Genomic DNA, 17,877 nt, shown 5'->3' on the forward strand with positions numbered 1-17,877 from the left:
GCATCGCGGCGAAGGCCAGGGAGGTACGGCCAGCACAGGGGGACGGAACGCGTAGGGAGATGGACGGCAGAGGGACGGGTCGGCAGAGGGGGCGGACGGTATGACGGCGACCGACGGCAGGACGGACCCGGGGAGCGGCCGGGGATTTCCCGGCCCGCGCAGTCCCGGGCGGTATCTGTGGTGGCTGGTGGTCAGCCAACGGGGGCGGGTGGCGGCGGGCGCCTCGTACGGGAGTCTGTGGATGGTGGGGCTGATGCTGCCGCCGTATGTGCTGTCGCGGGCCATCGACGACGGGCTGGCCCCGGGCCGGATGCCGGTGCTGCTGGGCTGGGTCGGGGTGCTGGTCGGGGTCGGGGCGATGAACGCCTGGCTGGCGGTGATGCGGCATCGCACGATGACCCGCATCCGTATGGACGCCACCTTCCGTACGGTGCGTGCCGTCATGGCGCAGACGGTGCGGCTGGGGGCGGCGCTGCCCCGCAAAGTGACGGCCGGGGAGGTCGTCACGATCGGGATCGGCGATGTCGCGGTGATCAGTCAGACGCTGACGATGACCGGCCCCGGCGTCGGCGGAGTGCTGGCGTATGCGGTCGCCGCCGTCCTGCTGCTGACCGTCTCACCGCTGCTGGCCGCGGTGGTACTGCTGGGTGTGCCGTTGCTCGCGGTGCTGGTCGGGCCGCTGCTGGGGCGGCTGCAGGGAGCGCAGACGCGCTACCGCGAACGGCAGGGCGGGCTGGCGGCGCGGCTGACGGATCTGGTCGGCGGCCTGCGGGTGCTCAACGGCCTCGGAGGGAAAGCGGTGTTCGCCGACCACTACCGGCACGCCTCGCGGGCGCTGCGCAGCGAGGGCTACCGGGTGGGTGCGGTGACCAGCTGGGTCCAGGCGCTCGGGTTCGGGCTGCCCACGCTGTTCCTGGCCGCGGTGACCTGGCCGGCGGCACGGATGGCCGCCCAAGGAACCCTCACCGCGGGTGAGTTGGTCGCGGTGTACGGCTATGCGGCGGCGCTGGTGCTACCGGTGTCGTTCTTCATCGAGGGTGGCTACAACCTCACCAGGGGGCTGGTCGCCGCCCGGCGGGTCGTACGGTTCCTGGCGCTGGAGCCGGACGGCGCAAGGCAGGTGGGGGAAGCGGGCACGGTACGGGACGTCCCGAGGCAGGATGTTCCCGGGCAGGGCCTTCCCGGACGGGACGTTCACAGGCAGGACGCACCCGGGCAGGGCCTTCCCGGACGGGACGTTCCCGGACGGGAGGACGCTCTTGGACGGGAGGACGCTCTTGGACGGGATGCTCCCGGTATGGCGTGCGTGCTGCGTGATCCGGTGTCGGGCGTCGAGGTGGTGCCCGGGTTGCTGACCGCGCTGGCCACCGCCCGGCCGGCCGAGTCGGCGGCGGTGGTCGACCGCCTGGGCGGGTTCGCGGATTCGGCCGCCACCTGGGGCGCGGTCCGTCTCGACGAGATCGCGACACGGCAGCTCCGCGACCGGATCCTGGTGGCGGACAACGAGGCGGATCTGTTCGCCGGAACGCTGCGCGAGGTGGTCGCCGGACGCCGGGACCGAGCCGAGGAGGCAATCGACCGCGCCGTCCGTACGGCCCTGGCCGAGGACATCGTCCGCGGTCTGCCCGACGGGCTCGACGCACGGGTCGAGGCGCAGGGCCGCAATCTCTCCGGCGGGCAGCGGCAGCGGCTGCGCCTGGTACGGGCGCTGCTGGCCGATCCCGAGGTACTGCTCGCCGTCGAGCCGACCTCGGCGGTCGACGCGCACACCGAGGCGGGTATCGCGACCCGGCTGCACGCCGCCCGTGCGGGCCGTACGACGGTGGTCACCAGCACCTCGCCCCTGCTGCTCGACCGGGCCGACCGGGTGTACTTCCTCGTGGACGGAACGGTCGCGGCCGTCGGCAGTCACCGTGAACTCCTCGACGGGCAGCCCGGATACCGCCGCCTGGTCTCCCGCGGCGAGGACGAGGAAGCCGACGGCGCGGGTCCGGCGGGCGCGGCCGAGGTGCCCTTGACCGAGGACAAGGACGGCGACGGCACCGGCCCCGCGGACGCGGCCGAGGTGCCCTTGACCGAGGAAGGCCCGCGATGACGGAGTCGCCCACCCCGCCGCCCGCACGGACCGACGACGCGCTCCCGGACCGTGCGGCACATCAAAACCGTGCGGTACGGCAAAACCGTGCGGCACGGCAAAACCGTGCGGCACAGCAAGACCGTGCGGCACTCCCGGACCGTGCGGCACAGGCGGACCGTGCCGCGCTGCCGGTGGCCGATCCGGCCTCGACCCGGCGGGCGGCGCTCCGGCTGATCCGGCAGGACGGCCGGGCCTTCGCCCTGATGCTCGCTCTCAACGCCCTGGCCGCCGGCGCCGGCCTGGCCGGCCCCTGGCTGCTCGGCCGGATCGTGGACACGGTGCGCGAGGGCGGCGGGGTGCGCACGGTCGACCGGCTGGCACTGGTCATCCTGGTGTGTGCCGTGGCGCAGCTGCTGCTGTCGCGGTACGCCCAGTTCGTCGGGTACCGCTTCGGTGAGCGGACCATGGCGCGCGTCCGGGAGGAGTATGTCGACCGGGCGCTGGCGCTGCCCGCCGCGACGGTGGAGCGGGCGGGCACCGGCGATCTGACGACCCGTGGCACATCGGATGTGGCCGCGGTCGCCGAGTTGGTGCGGGACGCCGCTCCGGAGGTGTTCGTCGCCGCGGTGCAGGCGCTGTTCCTGCTCGGTGCGGTGGTGGTGCTCGATCCGCTGCTCGGCGGGTGCGGGCTGGGGCTGCTGTGCGGGCTGATCGCGGTCCGCTGGTATCTGCGCCGGGCACGCACCGCCTACCTGGCGGCGGGGGCGGCGACCTCGGCACTCGCCGAACTGCTGGCGGCCACCGCGGCGGGCGCCCGGACCGTCGAGGCCCTGGGGCTGGAGGAGCGCCGGACCGCGGCGGGCGAGCGGGCCATCGAGCGCTGCCGGCGCACCCGTACCCGCACGCTGTTCTTGCGCAGCGTGCTGCTGCCCTCCGTGGATGTCTCGTACGTCCTCCCGGTGGCCGGCGTCCTGCTGGCCGGCGGGGCGCTGCAGGGTCACGGTGGCATCAGCCTGGGCGTGGTCGTCTCCGCTGCGCTGTACCTGCGCCAGCTGTCCGGGCCGCTGGAGACGATCCTCTTCCGGGTCGAACAACTGCAGAGCAGCGGCGCCGCATTCGCCCGTGTCGAGGGCCTGGGCGCGGCCCTGCGGCATGCCGCGCCCGCCACCGCTGCCCTCCTGCCCCACCCCTCCCCGGAACCTTCCCCCGGGCCTTCTCCCCGGCCCTCCCCCCGGCTTTCCCCCCGGTCTTCCTGTCGGCCTTCCCCCGCCCCCGCCGCACCCGTCGACGACCGCATCGATGTCACCGCCGTCCACTACGCCTACACCGGCGGGGACGACGGCCGCCCGCACCCCGCCGCGCCCCGCGACGTCCTGCACGGCGTGGACCTGACCGTCCGCCCCGGCGAGCGCCTGGCCGTGGTCGGCCCCTCGGGAGCGGGCAAGTCCACGCTGGGGCGGCTGCTGGCCGGTATCGACGCGCCGCGCAGCGGCTCGGTGACGGTCGGGCGGGTGCCGATCGCCGCACTGGACCCGGAGGCGCTGCGCCGGCAGGTCGTCCTCGTGACCCAGGAGCACCACGTCTTCCTGGGCACCGTCCGGGACAACCTGCGGATCGCCGCGCCCGGTGCCGACGACACCGCTCTGCGTGCCGCGCTGGCCGCCGTGGGAGCCGACTGGGCCGAGGAGCTGCCGGCCGGCCTGGACACCGAACTGGGGGCCGGCGGCCACCGCCCCGACGGCGCGCAGTCCCAGCAACTGGCCCTGGCCCGGGTGGTGCTGGCGGACCCGCACACCCTGATCCTGGACGAGGCGACGGCACTGCTCGACCCCCGTACGGCACGGCACACCGAGCGCGCCCTGGCCGCCGTCCTGAAGGGGCGTACGGTCATCGCGATCGCGCACCGCCTGCACACCGCCCACGACGCGGACCGGGTGGCCGTCATGGAGGCCGGCCGGCTGACCGAACTCGGCACGCACGACGAGCTGGTGGCGGCGAACGGCGCCTATGCCGCCCTGTGGCACTCCTGGCACGGCCGGGACGCGTCCGGCTGACCGGCGCCGCGCCGGGGTCGGCCGGCTGGCCGCCCGGCCGACCGTGGTGGTCGCCGCCCCCGGCCCAGCGGGCACCGCCCGGCGCCCCGGCTCCCGCCAGGACGCCCCGGAGCCGTCAAGGGCGCCCCGGGGGCGGGATCTTCATGGGACGGGATCCGGACGGCTATGAGCTGCCGTTCCCGCGGTTTCCGGGGGTTTGAACGGGCGGGAACGGATCGCGCGGCCGATCACGGGCCGTCCGGCTACCGAACACCGATTTCGCGCAACGGACGGTTTCCGGCCAATTCGTTGAACGGTGCCTGACAACAAGCCACCGGTGGTGGGACTCTTCCCCGCAACCGCCGCACGGATCCCCACAGCACCACATCCCGCGGTGGCCGCAGGTTCTACCTGCCGCACCTGTTCCACCCGCTCCACACGCACCACCCGTACCACCTGTACGCCCAGCACCTCCCGTACGTCTCCCCCCACACGCTCCAAGAGTTCTGCCTCGCTCTGCCCGGACGGCCGTTCGCCGCCCGGTCCCCCTCGGCCGCCTCGCCACTCGGGCGGCCACCGCAGAAGGAGTCAGTGTGAGACGCACCCCCCATGGACGCGCCGTTGCGACCGGAGCACTCGTCGCCGTCACGGCAATGCTGGCAGTCGGCGTCCAGGCCGGTACCGGCACGGCGGCCGCCCCGCGGCCGGGCACCACGCACGCCACCCCCGATCCCGGCGCGCTGCCGGCCAAGCTGTCCCCGTCCCAGCGTGCGGAGCTGATACGGGCAGCCAGTGCCACCACCGCCGAGACCGCGCGGCAGCTCAAGCTCGGCGCGCAGGAGAAGCTGGTCGTCAAGGACGTCTCGAAGGACGTCGACGGCACCGTCCACACCCGCTACGAGCGTACCTACGACGGGCTGCCCGTGCTCGGCGGCGACCTCGTGGTGCACGAGAGCAAGGGCGGCACGCTCAAGGGCGTCACCAAGGCCGTGCGCTCGCAGCTCAAGGTCGCGAGCACCACCGCGAAGGTGAAGCCGGCCGCGGCCGAGGCTGAGGCCGTCACCTCTGCCCGGGCGCTCGGGTCGAAGAAGACCGAGGCCGCGAAGGCACCGCGCAAGGTGGTCTGGGTCGCCGACGGCAAGCCGCTGCTCGCGTACGAGACGGTGGTCGGCGGGCTGCAGGACGACGGCACCCCCAGCCAGTTGCACGTCATCACGGATGCCACGACCGGCGCCAAGATCTTCGAGTACCAGGGGATCGAGAAGGGCATCGGCAACAGCGAGTACAGCGGCAAGGTCACCATCGGGACCTCGGGCTCGGCGCCGAACTTCTCGATGACCGACGCCACGCGCGGGGGCCACAAGACGTACGACCTCAAGCACGGGTCCTCCGGGACCGGCACGCTGTTCACCGACGCGGACGACACCTGGGGCGACGGCACGCCGCAGAACGCCCAGACGGCCGGTGTCGACGCGGCCTACGGCGCGCAGGAGACCTGGGACTACTACAAGAACGTGCACGGCCGCAGCGGCATCCGCGGTGACGGCGTGGGCGCCTACTCCCGTGTGCACTACGGCAACAGCTACGTCAACGCCTTCTGGGACGACGGCTGCTTCTGCATGACGTACGGCGACGGCAGCGGCAACACCTCCCCGCTGACCGCCATCGACGTGGCCGGCCACGAGATGTCGCACGGTGTCACCGCGGCCACCGCCAACCTCACCTACAGCGGTGAGTCCGGCGGCCTCAACGAGGCGACCTCGGACATCTTCGGCACCGCGGTGGAGTTCTACGCCAACAACACCTCCGACCCCGGTGACTACCTCATCGGCGAGAAGATCGACATCAACGGCGACGGCACCCCGCTGCGTTACATGGACAAGCCGTCCAAGGACGGCGCCTCGGCCGACTACTGGTCGAGCAACGTCGGCAACAAGGACGTGCACTACTCGTCCGGCGTCGCCAACCACTTCTTCTACCTGCTGTCCGAGGGCAGCGGCCCGAAGGACATCGGCGGCGTCCACTACGACAGCCCGACCTCCGACGGTCTGCCGGTCCCGGGCATCGGCCGCGCCAACGCCGAGAAGGTCTGGTTCAAGGCACTCAGCCAGTACATGAGCGCCAACACCAACTACGCCGGCGCCCGTACCGCCACTCTGCAGGCCGCCGCGGACCTGTTCGGCCAGGGCAGCGCCTCGTACAACACGGTCGCCAACACCTGGGCGGCGGTCAACGTCGGCGCCCGCGTCCCGGACGGCGGCGGCGTCAGCGTCACCAACCCGGGCAACCAGACCAGCACCGTGGGCCAGGCGGCGAGCCTGCAGATCAAGGCGAGCAGCGGCACCGCGGGCGCACTGTCGTACGCGGCGAGCGGCCTGCCCGCCGGGCTGTCGCTCAACGCGAGCACCGGTCTGATCTCCGGTACGCCGACCGCGGCCGGCACCAGCAATGTGACGGTCACGGTCACCGACGCCGCGAAGAAGACCGGTACCGCCGCCTTCACCTGGACGGTCAACACGACCGGCGGCGGCAATGTCTTCGAGAACGCGGACGACGTGGCGATTCCGGACGCGGGCGCGGCGGTCACCTCACCGATCAATGTCGGCCGCACCGGCAATGCGCCGGGCACCCTCAAGGTCGCGGTGGACATCGTGCACACCTACCGCGGTGACCTGGTCGTGGACCTGATCGCCCCGGACGGCACGGCCTACCGGCTGAAGAACTCCAGCGCCTTCGACTCGGCGGCCGACGTGAAGACGACCTACACCGTCAACGCCTCCTCGGAGAAGGCCTCCGGCACCTGGAAGCTGCGGGTTCAGGACGTCTACTCTCAGGACACCGGCTACATCAACGGCTGGAAGCTGACGTTCTGACCACAGCTCATCACCCAGCCGTCACCTTGGTGTGACACAAGCGGGTCGGCGGATCGTCGCAGCTCACAACTGACCTGCTGGGCAAGCCTGTTGGGCGTCACCTCCGGATCTTCGGGGGTGGCGCCCAGCTCCGTTATACGAACAGCGATCACCTCTCTACGGACAATTTTCAGCCAATTCCCGAACACCCTCCTGACATGCACGCGTTCGAATGGCAGTCTTCCCGAACGCACGTCACACCCGCATCGCTTTGCACCCCCACCTCTTGGCAAAGTTGAAGGAGCACGCGTGACCCCCCACATGTCCCGTAAGACCCGCATCGCCGGTATCTCCCTCGCGGCAGCGGCCCTCGTGGCCGCCGGCATCACCGCAGGTACCGCCGGCGCCTCCACCGTCCAGGCCCCCACCGCGGACGGTTCACCCCTCAAGCTGAGCGCCTCGCACCGCGCGGAACTGCTGCGTGACGCGAGCGCCACCAAGGCGCAGACCGCCAAGGAACTCGGCCTGGGCGCGCAGGAGAAGCTGGTCGTCAAGGACGTCATCAAGGACGCCGACGGCACCACGCACACCCGCTACGACCGCACCTACGCCGGCCTTCCGGTCCTCGGCGGCGACATGGTCGTGCACACCGCCAAGGGCGGCGCGATCAAGAGCACCACCAAGTCGACGGACAAGTCGGTCAAGGTGGCCTCCACCACGGCGAAGATAGCCCCGACCGCCGCCGCGCAGTCGGCGCAGGGCACCGCGGTGAAGTCGCTCAGCGGCAAGAAGGCCGACGCGCAGACGCCCAAGAAGGTCGTCTGGGCCGCCACCGGCTCGCCCGCCCTCGCCTACGACACCACCGTCAAGGGCGTCAAGAAGGACGGCACGCCCAGCCGGATGCACATCATCACCGACGCCAACAGCGGCAAGAAGCTGTTCCAGTACGACGACATCCGTACCGGCAAGGGCGAGAGCGAGTTCAGCGGCTCCGTCGACCTGGGCACCACCAAGGAGGGCAGCGGCTTCACGCTGACCGACGCCGACCGCGGTGGTCACAAGACCCTCAACCTCGGCAACAGCGAGTCCGGCGAGGGCAAGGCCTTCACGGACGAGGACGACAAGTGGGGCACCGGCAAGCCCGACAACCCGCAGACCGCGGCCGTCGACGCCCACTACGGTGCCGCCGAGACCTGGGACTACTACAAGAAGGTCCAGGGCCGCAACGGCATCAAGGGCGACGGCAAGGGTGCCACCTCGCGCGTCCACTACGGCAAGAACTACGTGAACGCCTTCTGGGACGACGAGTGCTTCTGCATGTCGTACGGCGACGGTGAGGGCGACAAGGCCCCGCTGACCGCCCTCGACGTCGCGGCCCACGAGATGTCGCACGGTGTCACCGCCGCCACCGCCAACCTCACCTACAGCGGTGAGTCCGGAGGCCTGAACGAGGGCACCTCGGACATCTTCGGCACCTCGGTCGAGTTCTACGCCAAGAACGACAAGGACCCGGGCGACTACCTCATCGGCGAGAAGATCAACATCAACGGTGACGGCACGCCGCTGCGCTACATGGACAAGCCGTCCAAGGACGGTCAGTCCAAGGACTTCTGGGACTCCAGCACCGGTGGTCTCGACCCGCACTACTCCTCGGGCGTGGCCAACCACTTCTTCTACCTGCTGTCCGAGGGCAGCGGCCCGAAGGAGATCGGTGGCGTCAAGTACGACAGCCCCACGAAGGACGGCAAGAAGGTCGAGGGCATCGGCCGGGACAAGGCCGAGAAGATCTGGTTCAAGGCCCTGACCGAGTACATGACCTCGAACACCGACTACAAGGCCGCCCGTGAGGCGACCGTGAAGGCGGCCACCGACCTGTACAAGGCCGGCAGCCCCGAGGTCAAGGGCGTCGAGGCCGCGTGGGACGGCGTCGCCGTCAAGTAACGCGCCGCGCGGAAACGCGCTGATCGTTCCGGGGTGAGACCACCCCACGGCGAGCGGTGTCCGGAGAGAACTTCTCCGGGCACCGCTTTCGCGCGTCCGGGGCCGGGCGGGGGCCCTCCTACGGGGCAGCCCGTACCGCCGCGTCCCGCGATATGGCTGATTTCACCCCCTCATGCGCTCTTGTACGGACTACCTCCTGGGGGGAGGCTGCGAGGTGGGCGCCGACGGGAACCGGCGTGGCACCGGACATCCGCACACCGCAACTCCGCTGTGATCACACCGAGTTGAGGAGGCGAACGCCGACCGTGTCAGCGCGGTGCCGCAGCCTTTGGCGAGGAGGCGGCAGCGTCTCCGCCGGCGCACGGCGGGCCCGTGGCCACGTACCCGCGAGGCACCCCGCCGGCCCGTCCGGCGGCCGCCCGGCGGCCGCCCGCGGGACGACTCGCCGGGTACGCCCGTGCTCACCCGCATTGCCCACCTGCACAGCGTCCACCGGGGGAACCACCGACCGGAGGCCGGAGGAGCGCCGACCCGCCCCGCCGTGTCATCCGCCAGCCGAGTGAAAGCGGACAGGAGCGCCCATGCGCGCACCCGGCACCCCCGCCGTGGAGCGGATACAAAGGACAAAATCCCGCAAAGCGCCACAAACTCAGGTGAGCCCATGATCGGTCGCATTCCTGTTCTGGACATCCGCCCGCAGATCGATTGCGGCCGCCGCCCGGCGAAGGCGGTGGTGGGCGAGACCTTCGAGGTCTCGGCCACCGTCTTCCGCGAAGGGCATGACGCCGTCGCGGCAAATGTGGTGCTGCGCAATCCGGCCGGCCGCTGCGGCCCCTGGACCCCGATGCGGGAGCAGGCACCCGGCAGCGACCGCTGGAGCGCCGCGGTCACCCCCGGCATCGAGGGCCGCTGGTCGTTCACCGTCGAGGCCTGGTCCGATCCGGTCACCACCTGGCGGCAACACGCCGCCGTGAAGATCCCGGCGGGCATCGACACCGAGCTGGTACTCGCCGAGGGCGCCGAGCTCCACGAGCGGGCCGCCTCGGAGGTCCCCAAGAGCGACGGCCGGGAGTCGGTGCTCAGCGCCGTGGACACCCTGCGCAACTCCGAGCTGCCCGCCGCGACCCGGCTCGCCGCGGCGCTCTCCCCCCAGGTCACCGCGGCCCTGGACCGCCACCCGCTGCGCGAGCTGCTGACCGTCTCGCGCCCGATGCCCCTGGTCGTCGAGCGCCGGCGGGCCCTGTACGGCTCGTGGTACGAGCTCTTCCCGCGCTCCGAGGGCGCCACCGTGACCCCGGACGGCACCGCCGTCAGCGGGACCCTGCGCACCGCCGCCGACCGGCTGCCGGCCGTCGCCGCCATGGGCTTCGACGTGGTCTATCTGCCGCCGGTCCACCCCATCGGCACCTCCTTCCGCAAGGGCCCCAACAATGCGCTGTCGGCCGGCCCGGACGATGTCGGCTCCCCCTGGGCCATCGGCTCGCCGGCCGGCGGCCATGACGCCCTCCACCCGGACCTGGGCACCTTCGAGGACTTCGACCACTTCGTCCGCACCGCCCGTGAGCTGCGGATGGAGGTGGCCCTGGACTTCGCGCTGCAGTGCTCGCCCGACCACCCCTGGGTCACCCTGCACCCCCAGTGGTTCCACCACCGGGCGGACGGCTCGGTCGCCTACGCCGAGAACCCGCCGAAGAAGTATCAGGACATCTACCCGATCGCCTTCGACGCCGACTTCCGCGGGCTGGTCCGCGAGACCGAACGCCTGCTGCGCTTCTGGATGACCAAGGGCGTACGGATCTTCCGGGTGGACAACCCCCACACCAAACCGGTGGCCTTCTGGGAGAAGGTGATCGGCGAGATCAACCGCACCGACCCGGACGTGCTCTTCCTCGCCGAGGCCTTCACCCGCCCCGCCATGGTGCACACCCTCGCCCGGATCGGCTTCCACCAGTCGTACACGTACTTCACCTGGCGCAACACCAAGCAGGAGCTGACCGACTACCTGACCGAGCTGTCCGGCGAGAGCGCGAGCTACCTGCGGCCCAACTTCTTCGTGAACACCCCGGACATCCTGCACGCCTACCTCCAGGAGGGCGGCCGTACCGCCTTCGAGGTACGCGCCGTCCTGGCCGCCACGCTCTCCCCCACCTGGGGCGTCTATGCCGGATACGAGCTCTGCGAGTCGACGCCGCTGCGCCGCGGCAGCGAGGAGTACCTCGACTCGGAGAAGTACCAACTGAGGCCGCGTGAGTGGGATGCGGCGGCCAGAGCGGGGCACACCATCGCCCCCCTGATCACCACGCTCAACCGCATCCGCCGCCGGCACCCTGCCCTGCAGCAACTGCGCAACCTGCACTTCCACCACGTCGACAACGACGCCGTCCTCGCCTTCTCCAAGCACGAGGGGCACGGCGACCGGGCCGACACGGTGCTCACGGTGGTCAACCTCGACCCGCACCACACCCACGAGGCGACGGTGTCGTTGGACATGCCGGAACTCGGCCTCGGCCGGCACGAGTCCTTTCCGGTGCGCGACGAGCTCACCGGCGATACCTACCACTGGGGCAGGGACAACTATGTGCGCCTGGAGCCGGGCCGCTCTCTCGCGCCCGCCCATGTGCTGTCGCTGCGACCGTCCTCACCGATCGGAGGGTCACCCAATTGATCGTCAATGAGCCTGTCCCCGACACTTTCGAGGACACCCCGGCGAAGGACCGCGATCCCGACTGGTTCAAACGGGCCGTCTTCTACGAAGTCCTGGTGCGTTCCTTCCAGGACAGCAATGGCGATGGCATCGGCGACCTCAAGGGCATCACGGCGAAGCTCGACTATCTGCAATGGCTGGGGGTGGACTGCCTCTGGCTGCCGCCGTTCTTCAAATCTCCCCTGCGGGACGGCGGTTACGATGTCGCCGATTACACCGCGGTGCTTCCCGAATTCGGCGATCTGGCCGACTTCGTGGAATTCGTGGACGCCGCGCACCATCGCGGCATGCGGGTGATCATCGACATGGTGATGAACCACACCAGCGACCAGCACCCGTGGTTCCAGGAGTCGCGCACCGACCCCGAAGGCCCGTACGGCGACTACTACGTCTGGGCCGACGACGACAAGCAGTACGCGGACGCCCGCATCATCTTCGTCGACACCGAGGCCTCCAACTGGACCTTCGACCCGGTCCGCAAGCAGTACTTCTGGCACCGGTTCTTCTCCCACCAGCCGGATCTCAACTACGAGAACCCGGCGGTCCAGGAGGAGATGATCTCCGCCCTGCGCTTCTGGCTCGACCTGGGGATCGACGGCTTCCGGCTGGACGCGGTGCCTTACCTCTACGCCGAGGAGGGCACCAACTGCGAGAATCTGCCGGCCTCGCACGCCTTTCTCAAGCGGGTCCGCGCGGAGATCGACGCCCATTACCCGGACACCGTACTGCTGGCCGAGGCCAATCAATGGCCGGAGGACGTCGTCGACTACTTCGGCGATTACGGCGTCGGCGGCGATGAATGCCATATGGCGTTCCACTTCCCGGTCATGCCGCGCATCTTCATGGCGGTGCGGCGCGAATCGCGCTATCCGGTCTCGGAAATCCTCGCCAAGACCCCGGCGATTCCGTCCGGCTGCCAGTGGGGCATCTTCCTGCGCAACCACGACGAGCTGACCCTCGAAATGGTCACGGACGAAGAGCGCGACTACATGTACGCGGAGTACGCCAAGGACCCGCGCATGCGCGCCAATATCGGTATCCGCCGGCGCCTGGCCCCGCTGCTCGACAACGACCGCAATCAGATCGAGCTCTTCACCGCCCTGCTGCTGTCCCTGCCGGGTTCGCCGATTCTCTATTACGGCGACGAGATCGGCATGGGCGACAACATCTGGCTCGGCGACCGCGACGCGGTACGGACGCCGATGCAGTGGACGCCGGACCGCAACGCCGGGTTCTCCTCCTGCGACCCGGGCCGGCTCTCGCTGCCGACGATCATGGATCCGGTCTACGGATACCAGGTCACCAATGTCGAGGCCGCGATGAGTTCGCCGTCCTCGCTGCTGCACTGGACCCGCCGGATGATCGAGATCCGGAAGCAGAACCCCGCGTTCGGGCTCGGCAGCTATACCGAGCTGTCCTCCACCAACCCGGCGGTGCTGGCCTTCCTGCGGGAGGCTCCGGGCGCCGGAGGCGCGGACGACGACCTGGTGCTGTGCGTGCACAACTTCTCGCGCTTCGCCCAGCCCACGGAGCTGGACCTGCGGTCGTTCAGCGGCCGCCATCCGGTGGAACTCATCGGCGGCGTCCGCTTCCCCGCCATCGGGGAGCTGCCGTACCTGCTGACCCTCGCGGGCCACGGGTTCTACTGGTTCCGGCTGCGCAGAAACTCCGGATAGCATCCGGCGCCCTGACCGGGCACGGGTGCCGGAAAGACGCCCGTACGCGGCCGCCTGGCGCGTACGGGCGTTTTTTGACCTTTCGCTCGGGCACCCTCCCTACTACCGCACGGGCCGGGTGAGCCATCGTCGGTCCCCCCGGCCCGGGAGGGAATCCGCCGCGCAGCGGAGCAGGGCACGCCGGAATCGCCGCTGCCGTACGGACGAGCTCGCCCGGTGCCCGCCCCCGGACTCCGTCCGGGTGCACCACCGGCAGCCTCCGTCTGGGGGTACCCCCACCGCGCCATCGCACAGTCAAGGCCGCATTCCGGGACACTCTGCCCTATATGTCGTGTGCCCGGGGAAAGGACGCGACGCCATGTCGGACACCGCCTCGACCCGTGCCACCCGCAACACCCCTGATCACCGCCCGCTCGCCGCCGCCCCCGATCTGCTGTCCTCGCTGGCACCCCTGCTCGCCGAATGGGTACCGCGCCAGCGCTGGTTCGCCGGTAAGGGGCGACTGATCACCGGCTTCACGATGCTCTCGGCGGCCGAACTGCTGCCGTGCACCGACGGCAGCGCACCCGGCCTGCTGCTCCTGCTCGTCCGCGCCCAGCAGAGCGCGCCACCGAGCCGTACGCCCATCGGCGGAGACTGCTACCAGCTTCTGCTGGGGGTGCATCCGGCCCTGCCGCCGCAGCTGGCGCCCGCGGCGATCGGCCGCCCCGGCGGCGGGCCGCTGCGCGGGCGCACCGTCTATGACGCGCTGCTCGACAACCGGCTGTGCGGGCTGCTGCTGGAGCGGCTGCGGGTACCGGGGAGGCTCGGGGCGCTGCGCTTCTGCCGGGAGCCCGATGCCGCGATCCCCTCCGGGCTGCCGGGCCGGCCGATCGCCGTCGAGCAGTCCAACTCCTCGATCGTCTACGGGGATTCCTTCATCCTGAAGGTCTTCCGGCGGATCGAGCCGGGGGTCAACCCGGACCTGGAGCTGCCGCGGGCGCTGGCGGACGCGAAGTGTGCGCGGGTGCCCGCGCCCGCCGCGTGGTACGAGTCGGCGGCCGCCGAGGAGGGCGGGGAGGCGACGACGCTGGGCGTCCTGCAGCCGTTCCTGCCGGGCTCGGCGGACGGCTGGCAGCTGGCGCTGAACGCGCTGGCCGTCCGCGCCGACTTCACCGGCTCTGCGCGGGCGCTCGGCCATGCCACCGCCGAGGTGCACACCGCGCTCGCCCAGACGCTGCCGACCACCGAGCTGCGCCGCCCGCAGCTGGAGGTGATCGCCGCCCAGATGCACGAGCGGCTGGACGCCACCGCCCGCGCCGTGCCCGTACTGCAGCCCTACCGCGCCCGGCTGCGCACCGCCTTCGACGCGCTGGCCGCGACCGGTCACGACGGCCGCAGCTGGGCCGCCCAGCGCATCCACGGCGATCTGCACCTGGGTCAGACGCTGCGCTCCGCCGACGAGGGACGGTGGTCGCTGATCGACTTCGAGGGCGAACCGGCCCGCCCGCTGGCCGAGCGGCGCCGCCTCCAGCCGGCGGTGCGCGACATCGCGGGGATGCTGCGCTCCTTCGACTATGCCGCGCGCAGCGGCCCGGCCGGCGGGGACCCCTGGTCGCTGGAGTGGGCCCGGCGCACCCGCGACGCCTACTGCCGGGGCTATGCGGAGGCCGGCGGGCTCGATCCGCGCTCGGCGCCCGAACTGATGCGCGCCTACGAGACCGACAAGGCCGTTTACGAGGTGCTCTACGAGGCCCGGCACCGGCCCGACTGGCTGTCCGTCCCGATGGCCGCCATCCGGCGGCTGGCGGCCGGCGGGGAGCCGGCCGTGGGGGCGGACCGCCGGTCGGGCCGCCCTGCCGGGTCCGCCGGGTCCGCCGGGTCCGACGACGGCCGGGGGTGAGGGGCCGCAGACGAACCGCCGATCCGCCGCGCGTACGCCCGTATGCCTTACGCCCCCCCAGACCCGGCCGACGCACCACACCACACCGCACCGCACGCACGGCACTGCACCGCACGCATCGCACCGCATCGCCCCGCCCCGTCCCCCAGGAGGCCTCTCGTGACCGCCCGCCCGCCGTCCCGTCCCACCACCCCCGACACCGCTCCCGCTCCTGGCGCGGCCGACGACAGCGCGGCGGGGCGGTCCGGCTCCGGCCGCGCGGCGACGTCCCGGCCGCCGGCCGTCGCCCCCGCGGCGGCCGTGCGGGGCACCTTCGCCGGCCCCGCGGCCCGTGCCTCGACCGGTGCCTCACCCGCCCGGCCGTCCGCTCCCCGGGAGAGCGCGGCGCCCGGCCGGGCGGCCGCGCCTGCGGACCCGTCCCGTGCGACCCCGTCGGGAGCCGGCAGCCATGGGGTCCGGCCCGCCGCGCCGCTGTCCGAAGAGGAGCGCGGCCGGCTCCTGGACGGCGCCCATCACGATCCGCACGGGCTGCTCGGTGCCCACCCCGTACGCGGCGGACTGCTCATCCGGGTCCTCAGGCCCTGCGCCCGGGGCGTCACGGTCCTGGCGAAGGGGCTGCGCGCCGACCTGCCCGCCGAGGGCGACGGGCTGTTCGCCGGGGTGCTGCCGCTGCGCACCATCCCGGACTACGAGCTGCTGGTCGACTACGGCGACAACGCCCTGACGGTGCAGGACCCCTACCGCTTCCTGCCCGCGCTGGGCGACCTGGATCTGCACCTGCTCGCCGAGGGCCGGCACGAGCAGCTGTGGCAGGCGCTCGGCGCGCGGACCATGGAGCACCAGGGGGTGACCGGTACCCGCTTCACCGTCTGGGCGCCCAATGCCCGGGGCGTGCGGGTCGTCGGCAACTTCAACTACTGGGACGGCACCGGCCACCCGATGCGCTCGCTGGGCTCCTCGGGTGTCTGGGAGCTCTTCCTGCCGGGCATCGGCGAGGGCGAGCTCTACAAGTTCGAGATCACCCGGCCGGACGGCTCGCGGACCCTGCGCGCCGACCCGATGGCCCGGCGGACCGAATGCCCGCCCGCCAACGCCTCGGTCGTGGAGGCCTCGCACTACCGCTGGACGGACGCCGACTGGATGGCCCGGCGCGGCGAACGCCCGGTGCACGAGGCGCCGTTCTCCGTCTACGAGCTGCATCTGGCCTCCTGGCGTCCCGGCCTCACCTACCGCCGGCTCGCGGCGCAGCTCCCGGCCTATGTGAAGGACCTGGGCTTCACCCACGTCGAGTTCATGCCGGTCTCCGAGCACCCCTTCGGCGGTTCCTGGGGCTATCAGGTGACCGGGTTCTACGCCCCCACCGCCCGGATGGGCACCCCGGACGACTTCCGGTTCCTGGTCGACGCGCTGCACCGGGCCGGCATCGGCGTGCTGATGGACTGGGTGCCGGCGCACTTCCCGCGCGACGACTGGGCGCTGGCGGAGTTCGACGGCCGCCCGCTGTATGAGCCCCAGGACCCGGCACGTGCCGCGCACCCGGACTGGGGCACCCTGGAGTTCGACTACGGCCGCACCGAGGTCCGTAACTTCCTGGTCGCCAACGCCGTGTACTGGTGCGAGGAGTTCCACATCGACGGCCTGCGGGTGGACGCCGTCGCCTCGATGCTCTACCTCGACTACTCGCGCGAGGACGGCGGCTGGACCCCGAACGTCCACGGCGGCCGGGAAAACCTCGATGCGGTCGCCTTCCTCCAGGAGATGAACGCGACCGTCTACCGCCGCTGCCCCGGTGTCGTGACCATCGCCGAGGAGTCCACGGCCTGGGACGGCGTCACCCGCGCCACCCACCATGTGGGCCCCGGCGGCTTCGGCGGTCTGGGCTTCGGGCTGAAGTGGAACATGGGCTGGATGCACGACTCCCTCGGCTACGTCTCCAAGGAGCCGGTGCACCGCAAGTACCACCACGGCGAGATGACCTTCTCCATGATCTACGCCTACTCCGAGAACTATGTGCTGCCGATCTCCCACGACGAGGTGGTGCACGGCAAGCGCGCACTGGTGTCGAAGATGCCCGGTGACTGGTGGCAGCAACGGGCCAACCACCGGGCGTACCTCGGGTTCATGTGGGCCCATCCCGGCAAGCAACTGCTCTTCATGGGGCAGGAGTTCGCCCAGGGGGCGGAGTGGGCGGAGAGCCACGGCCCGGACTGGTGGCTGCTCGATCCGTCGTACGAGGCGGAGCCCGACCACCGGGGCGTACGCGATCTCGTCCGCGAGCTGAACCGCCGCTACGCCGCCACCCCCGCGCTGTGGGAGCGCGACACCGACCCGGCCGGCTTCTCCTGGATCGACGGCGACGCGCGCGAGGACAATGTCTTCTCCTTCCTGCGCTTCGCCGCCGACGGCTCTCCGCTGATCTCGGTCACCAACTTCTCCCCCGTCGTCCGCCACGCCTACCGGCTCGGCGTCCCCGACCACGTCCCCGCCTGGCGGGAAGTGCTCAACACCGACGATCCGCGCTACGGCGGCAGCGGCATCACCAACCCCGACGCCCTCAAGGCCGAGCCGACCCCCTGGAACGGCCGCACCGCTTCCGTCTCCCCCGTCCTCCCCCCGCTGGCCACCCTCTGGCTACGACCGGCCTGACCACCGCACGGCAGCGGGCTCCAGAGCCGGCGCGCAGGGTGTGCCGCGGGGTGCAGCGCGGTGCCG

Annotated in this window: 8 protein-coding genes; all 8 read left to right on the top strand. The window is 71.5% G+C overall.

Annotated features, from left to right (window positions below; translation table 11 throughout):
* The first annotated feature begins 100 nt into the window (after positions 1-100).
* The 8 genes from ACGFR7_RS18920 to glgB all read left to right on the top strand — a co-directional run bounded on the left by ACGFR7_RS18920 (position 101) and on the right by glgB (position 17,811).
* On the top strand, positions 101-2,095 hold the full coding sequence (locus tag ACGFR7_RS18920; protein WP_393320117.1) for an ABC transporter transmembrane domain-containing protein: 1,995 nt from the start codon (positions 101-103) through the stop codon (positions 2,093-2,095).
* Complete coding sequence (locus ACGFR7_RS18925) at positions 2,092-4,131, top strand: ABC transporter ATP-binding protein (protein WP_393320120.1); 2,040 nt, start codon at positions 2,092-2,094, stop codon at positions 4,129-4,131. Before ACGFR7_RS18920 ends, ACGFR7_RS18925 begins: the two co-directional genes overlap by 4 nt.
* A gap of 572 nt (positions 4,132-4,703) precedes the next feature.
* The gene (locus ACGFR7_RS18930; RefSeq protein ID WP_393320122.1) at positions 4,704-6,983 is read left to right on the top strand and encodes a M4 family metallopeptidase; all 2,280 of its coding nucleotides are present in this window, start codon (positions 4,704-4,706) and stop codon (positions 6,981-6,983) included.
* A gap of 288 nt (positions 6,984-7,271) precedes the next feature.
* Complete coding sequence (locus tag ACGFR7_RS18935) at positions 7,272-8,903, top strand: M4 family metallopeptidase (RefSeq protein WP_393320125.1); 1,632 nt, start codon at positions 7,272-7,274, stop codon at positions 8,901-8,903.
* Positions 8,904-9,564: 661 nt separating this feature from the next.
* Positions 9,565-11,568, top strand: a complete 2,004-nt coding sequence (locus tag ACGFR7_RS18940; RefSeq protein ID WP_393320127.1) for a maltotransferase domain-containing protein — start codon at positions 9,565-9,567, stop codon at positions 11,566-11,568.
* Positions 11,565-13,283 (top strand): maltose alpha-D-glucosyltransferase, encoded by a 1,719-nt coding sequence (treS, locus tag ACGFR7_RS18945; protein ID WP_392373332.1) that lies wholly within the window; start codon positions 11,565-11,567, stop codon positions 13,281-13,283. Before ACGFR7_RS18940 ends, treS begins: the two co-directional genes overlap by 4 nt.
* 358 nt (positions 13,284-13,641) lie before the next feature.
* Positions 13,642-15,165: a maltokinase gene (locus ACGFR7_RS18950; protein ID WP_393320131.1), complete on the top strand. Its 1,524-nt coding sequence runs from the start codon at positions 13,642-13,644 to the stop codon at positions 15,163-15,165.
* Between the two features lie 159 nt (positions 15,166-15,324).
* Positions 15,325-17,811: a 1,4-alpha-glucan branching enzyme gene (gene glgB, locus ACGFR7_RS18955; protein ID WP_393320133.1), complete on the top strand. Its 2,487-nt coding sequence runs from the start codon at positions 15,325-15,327 to the stop codon at positions 17,809-17,811.
* Positions 17,812-17,877 lie beyond the last annotated feature (66 nt).

The organism is Streptomyces sp. NPDC048516, assembly GCF_043199875.1.
In the GTDB taxonomy this organism is placed as follows: domain Bacteria; phylum Actinomycetota; class Actinomycetes; order Streptomycetales; family Streptomycetaceae; genus Streptomyces.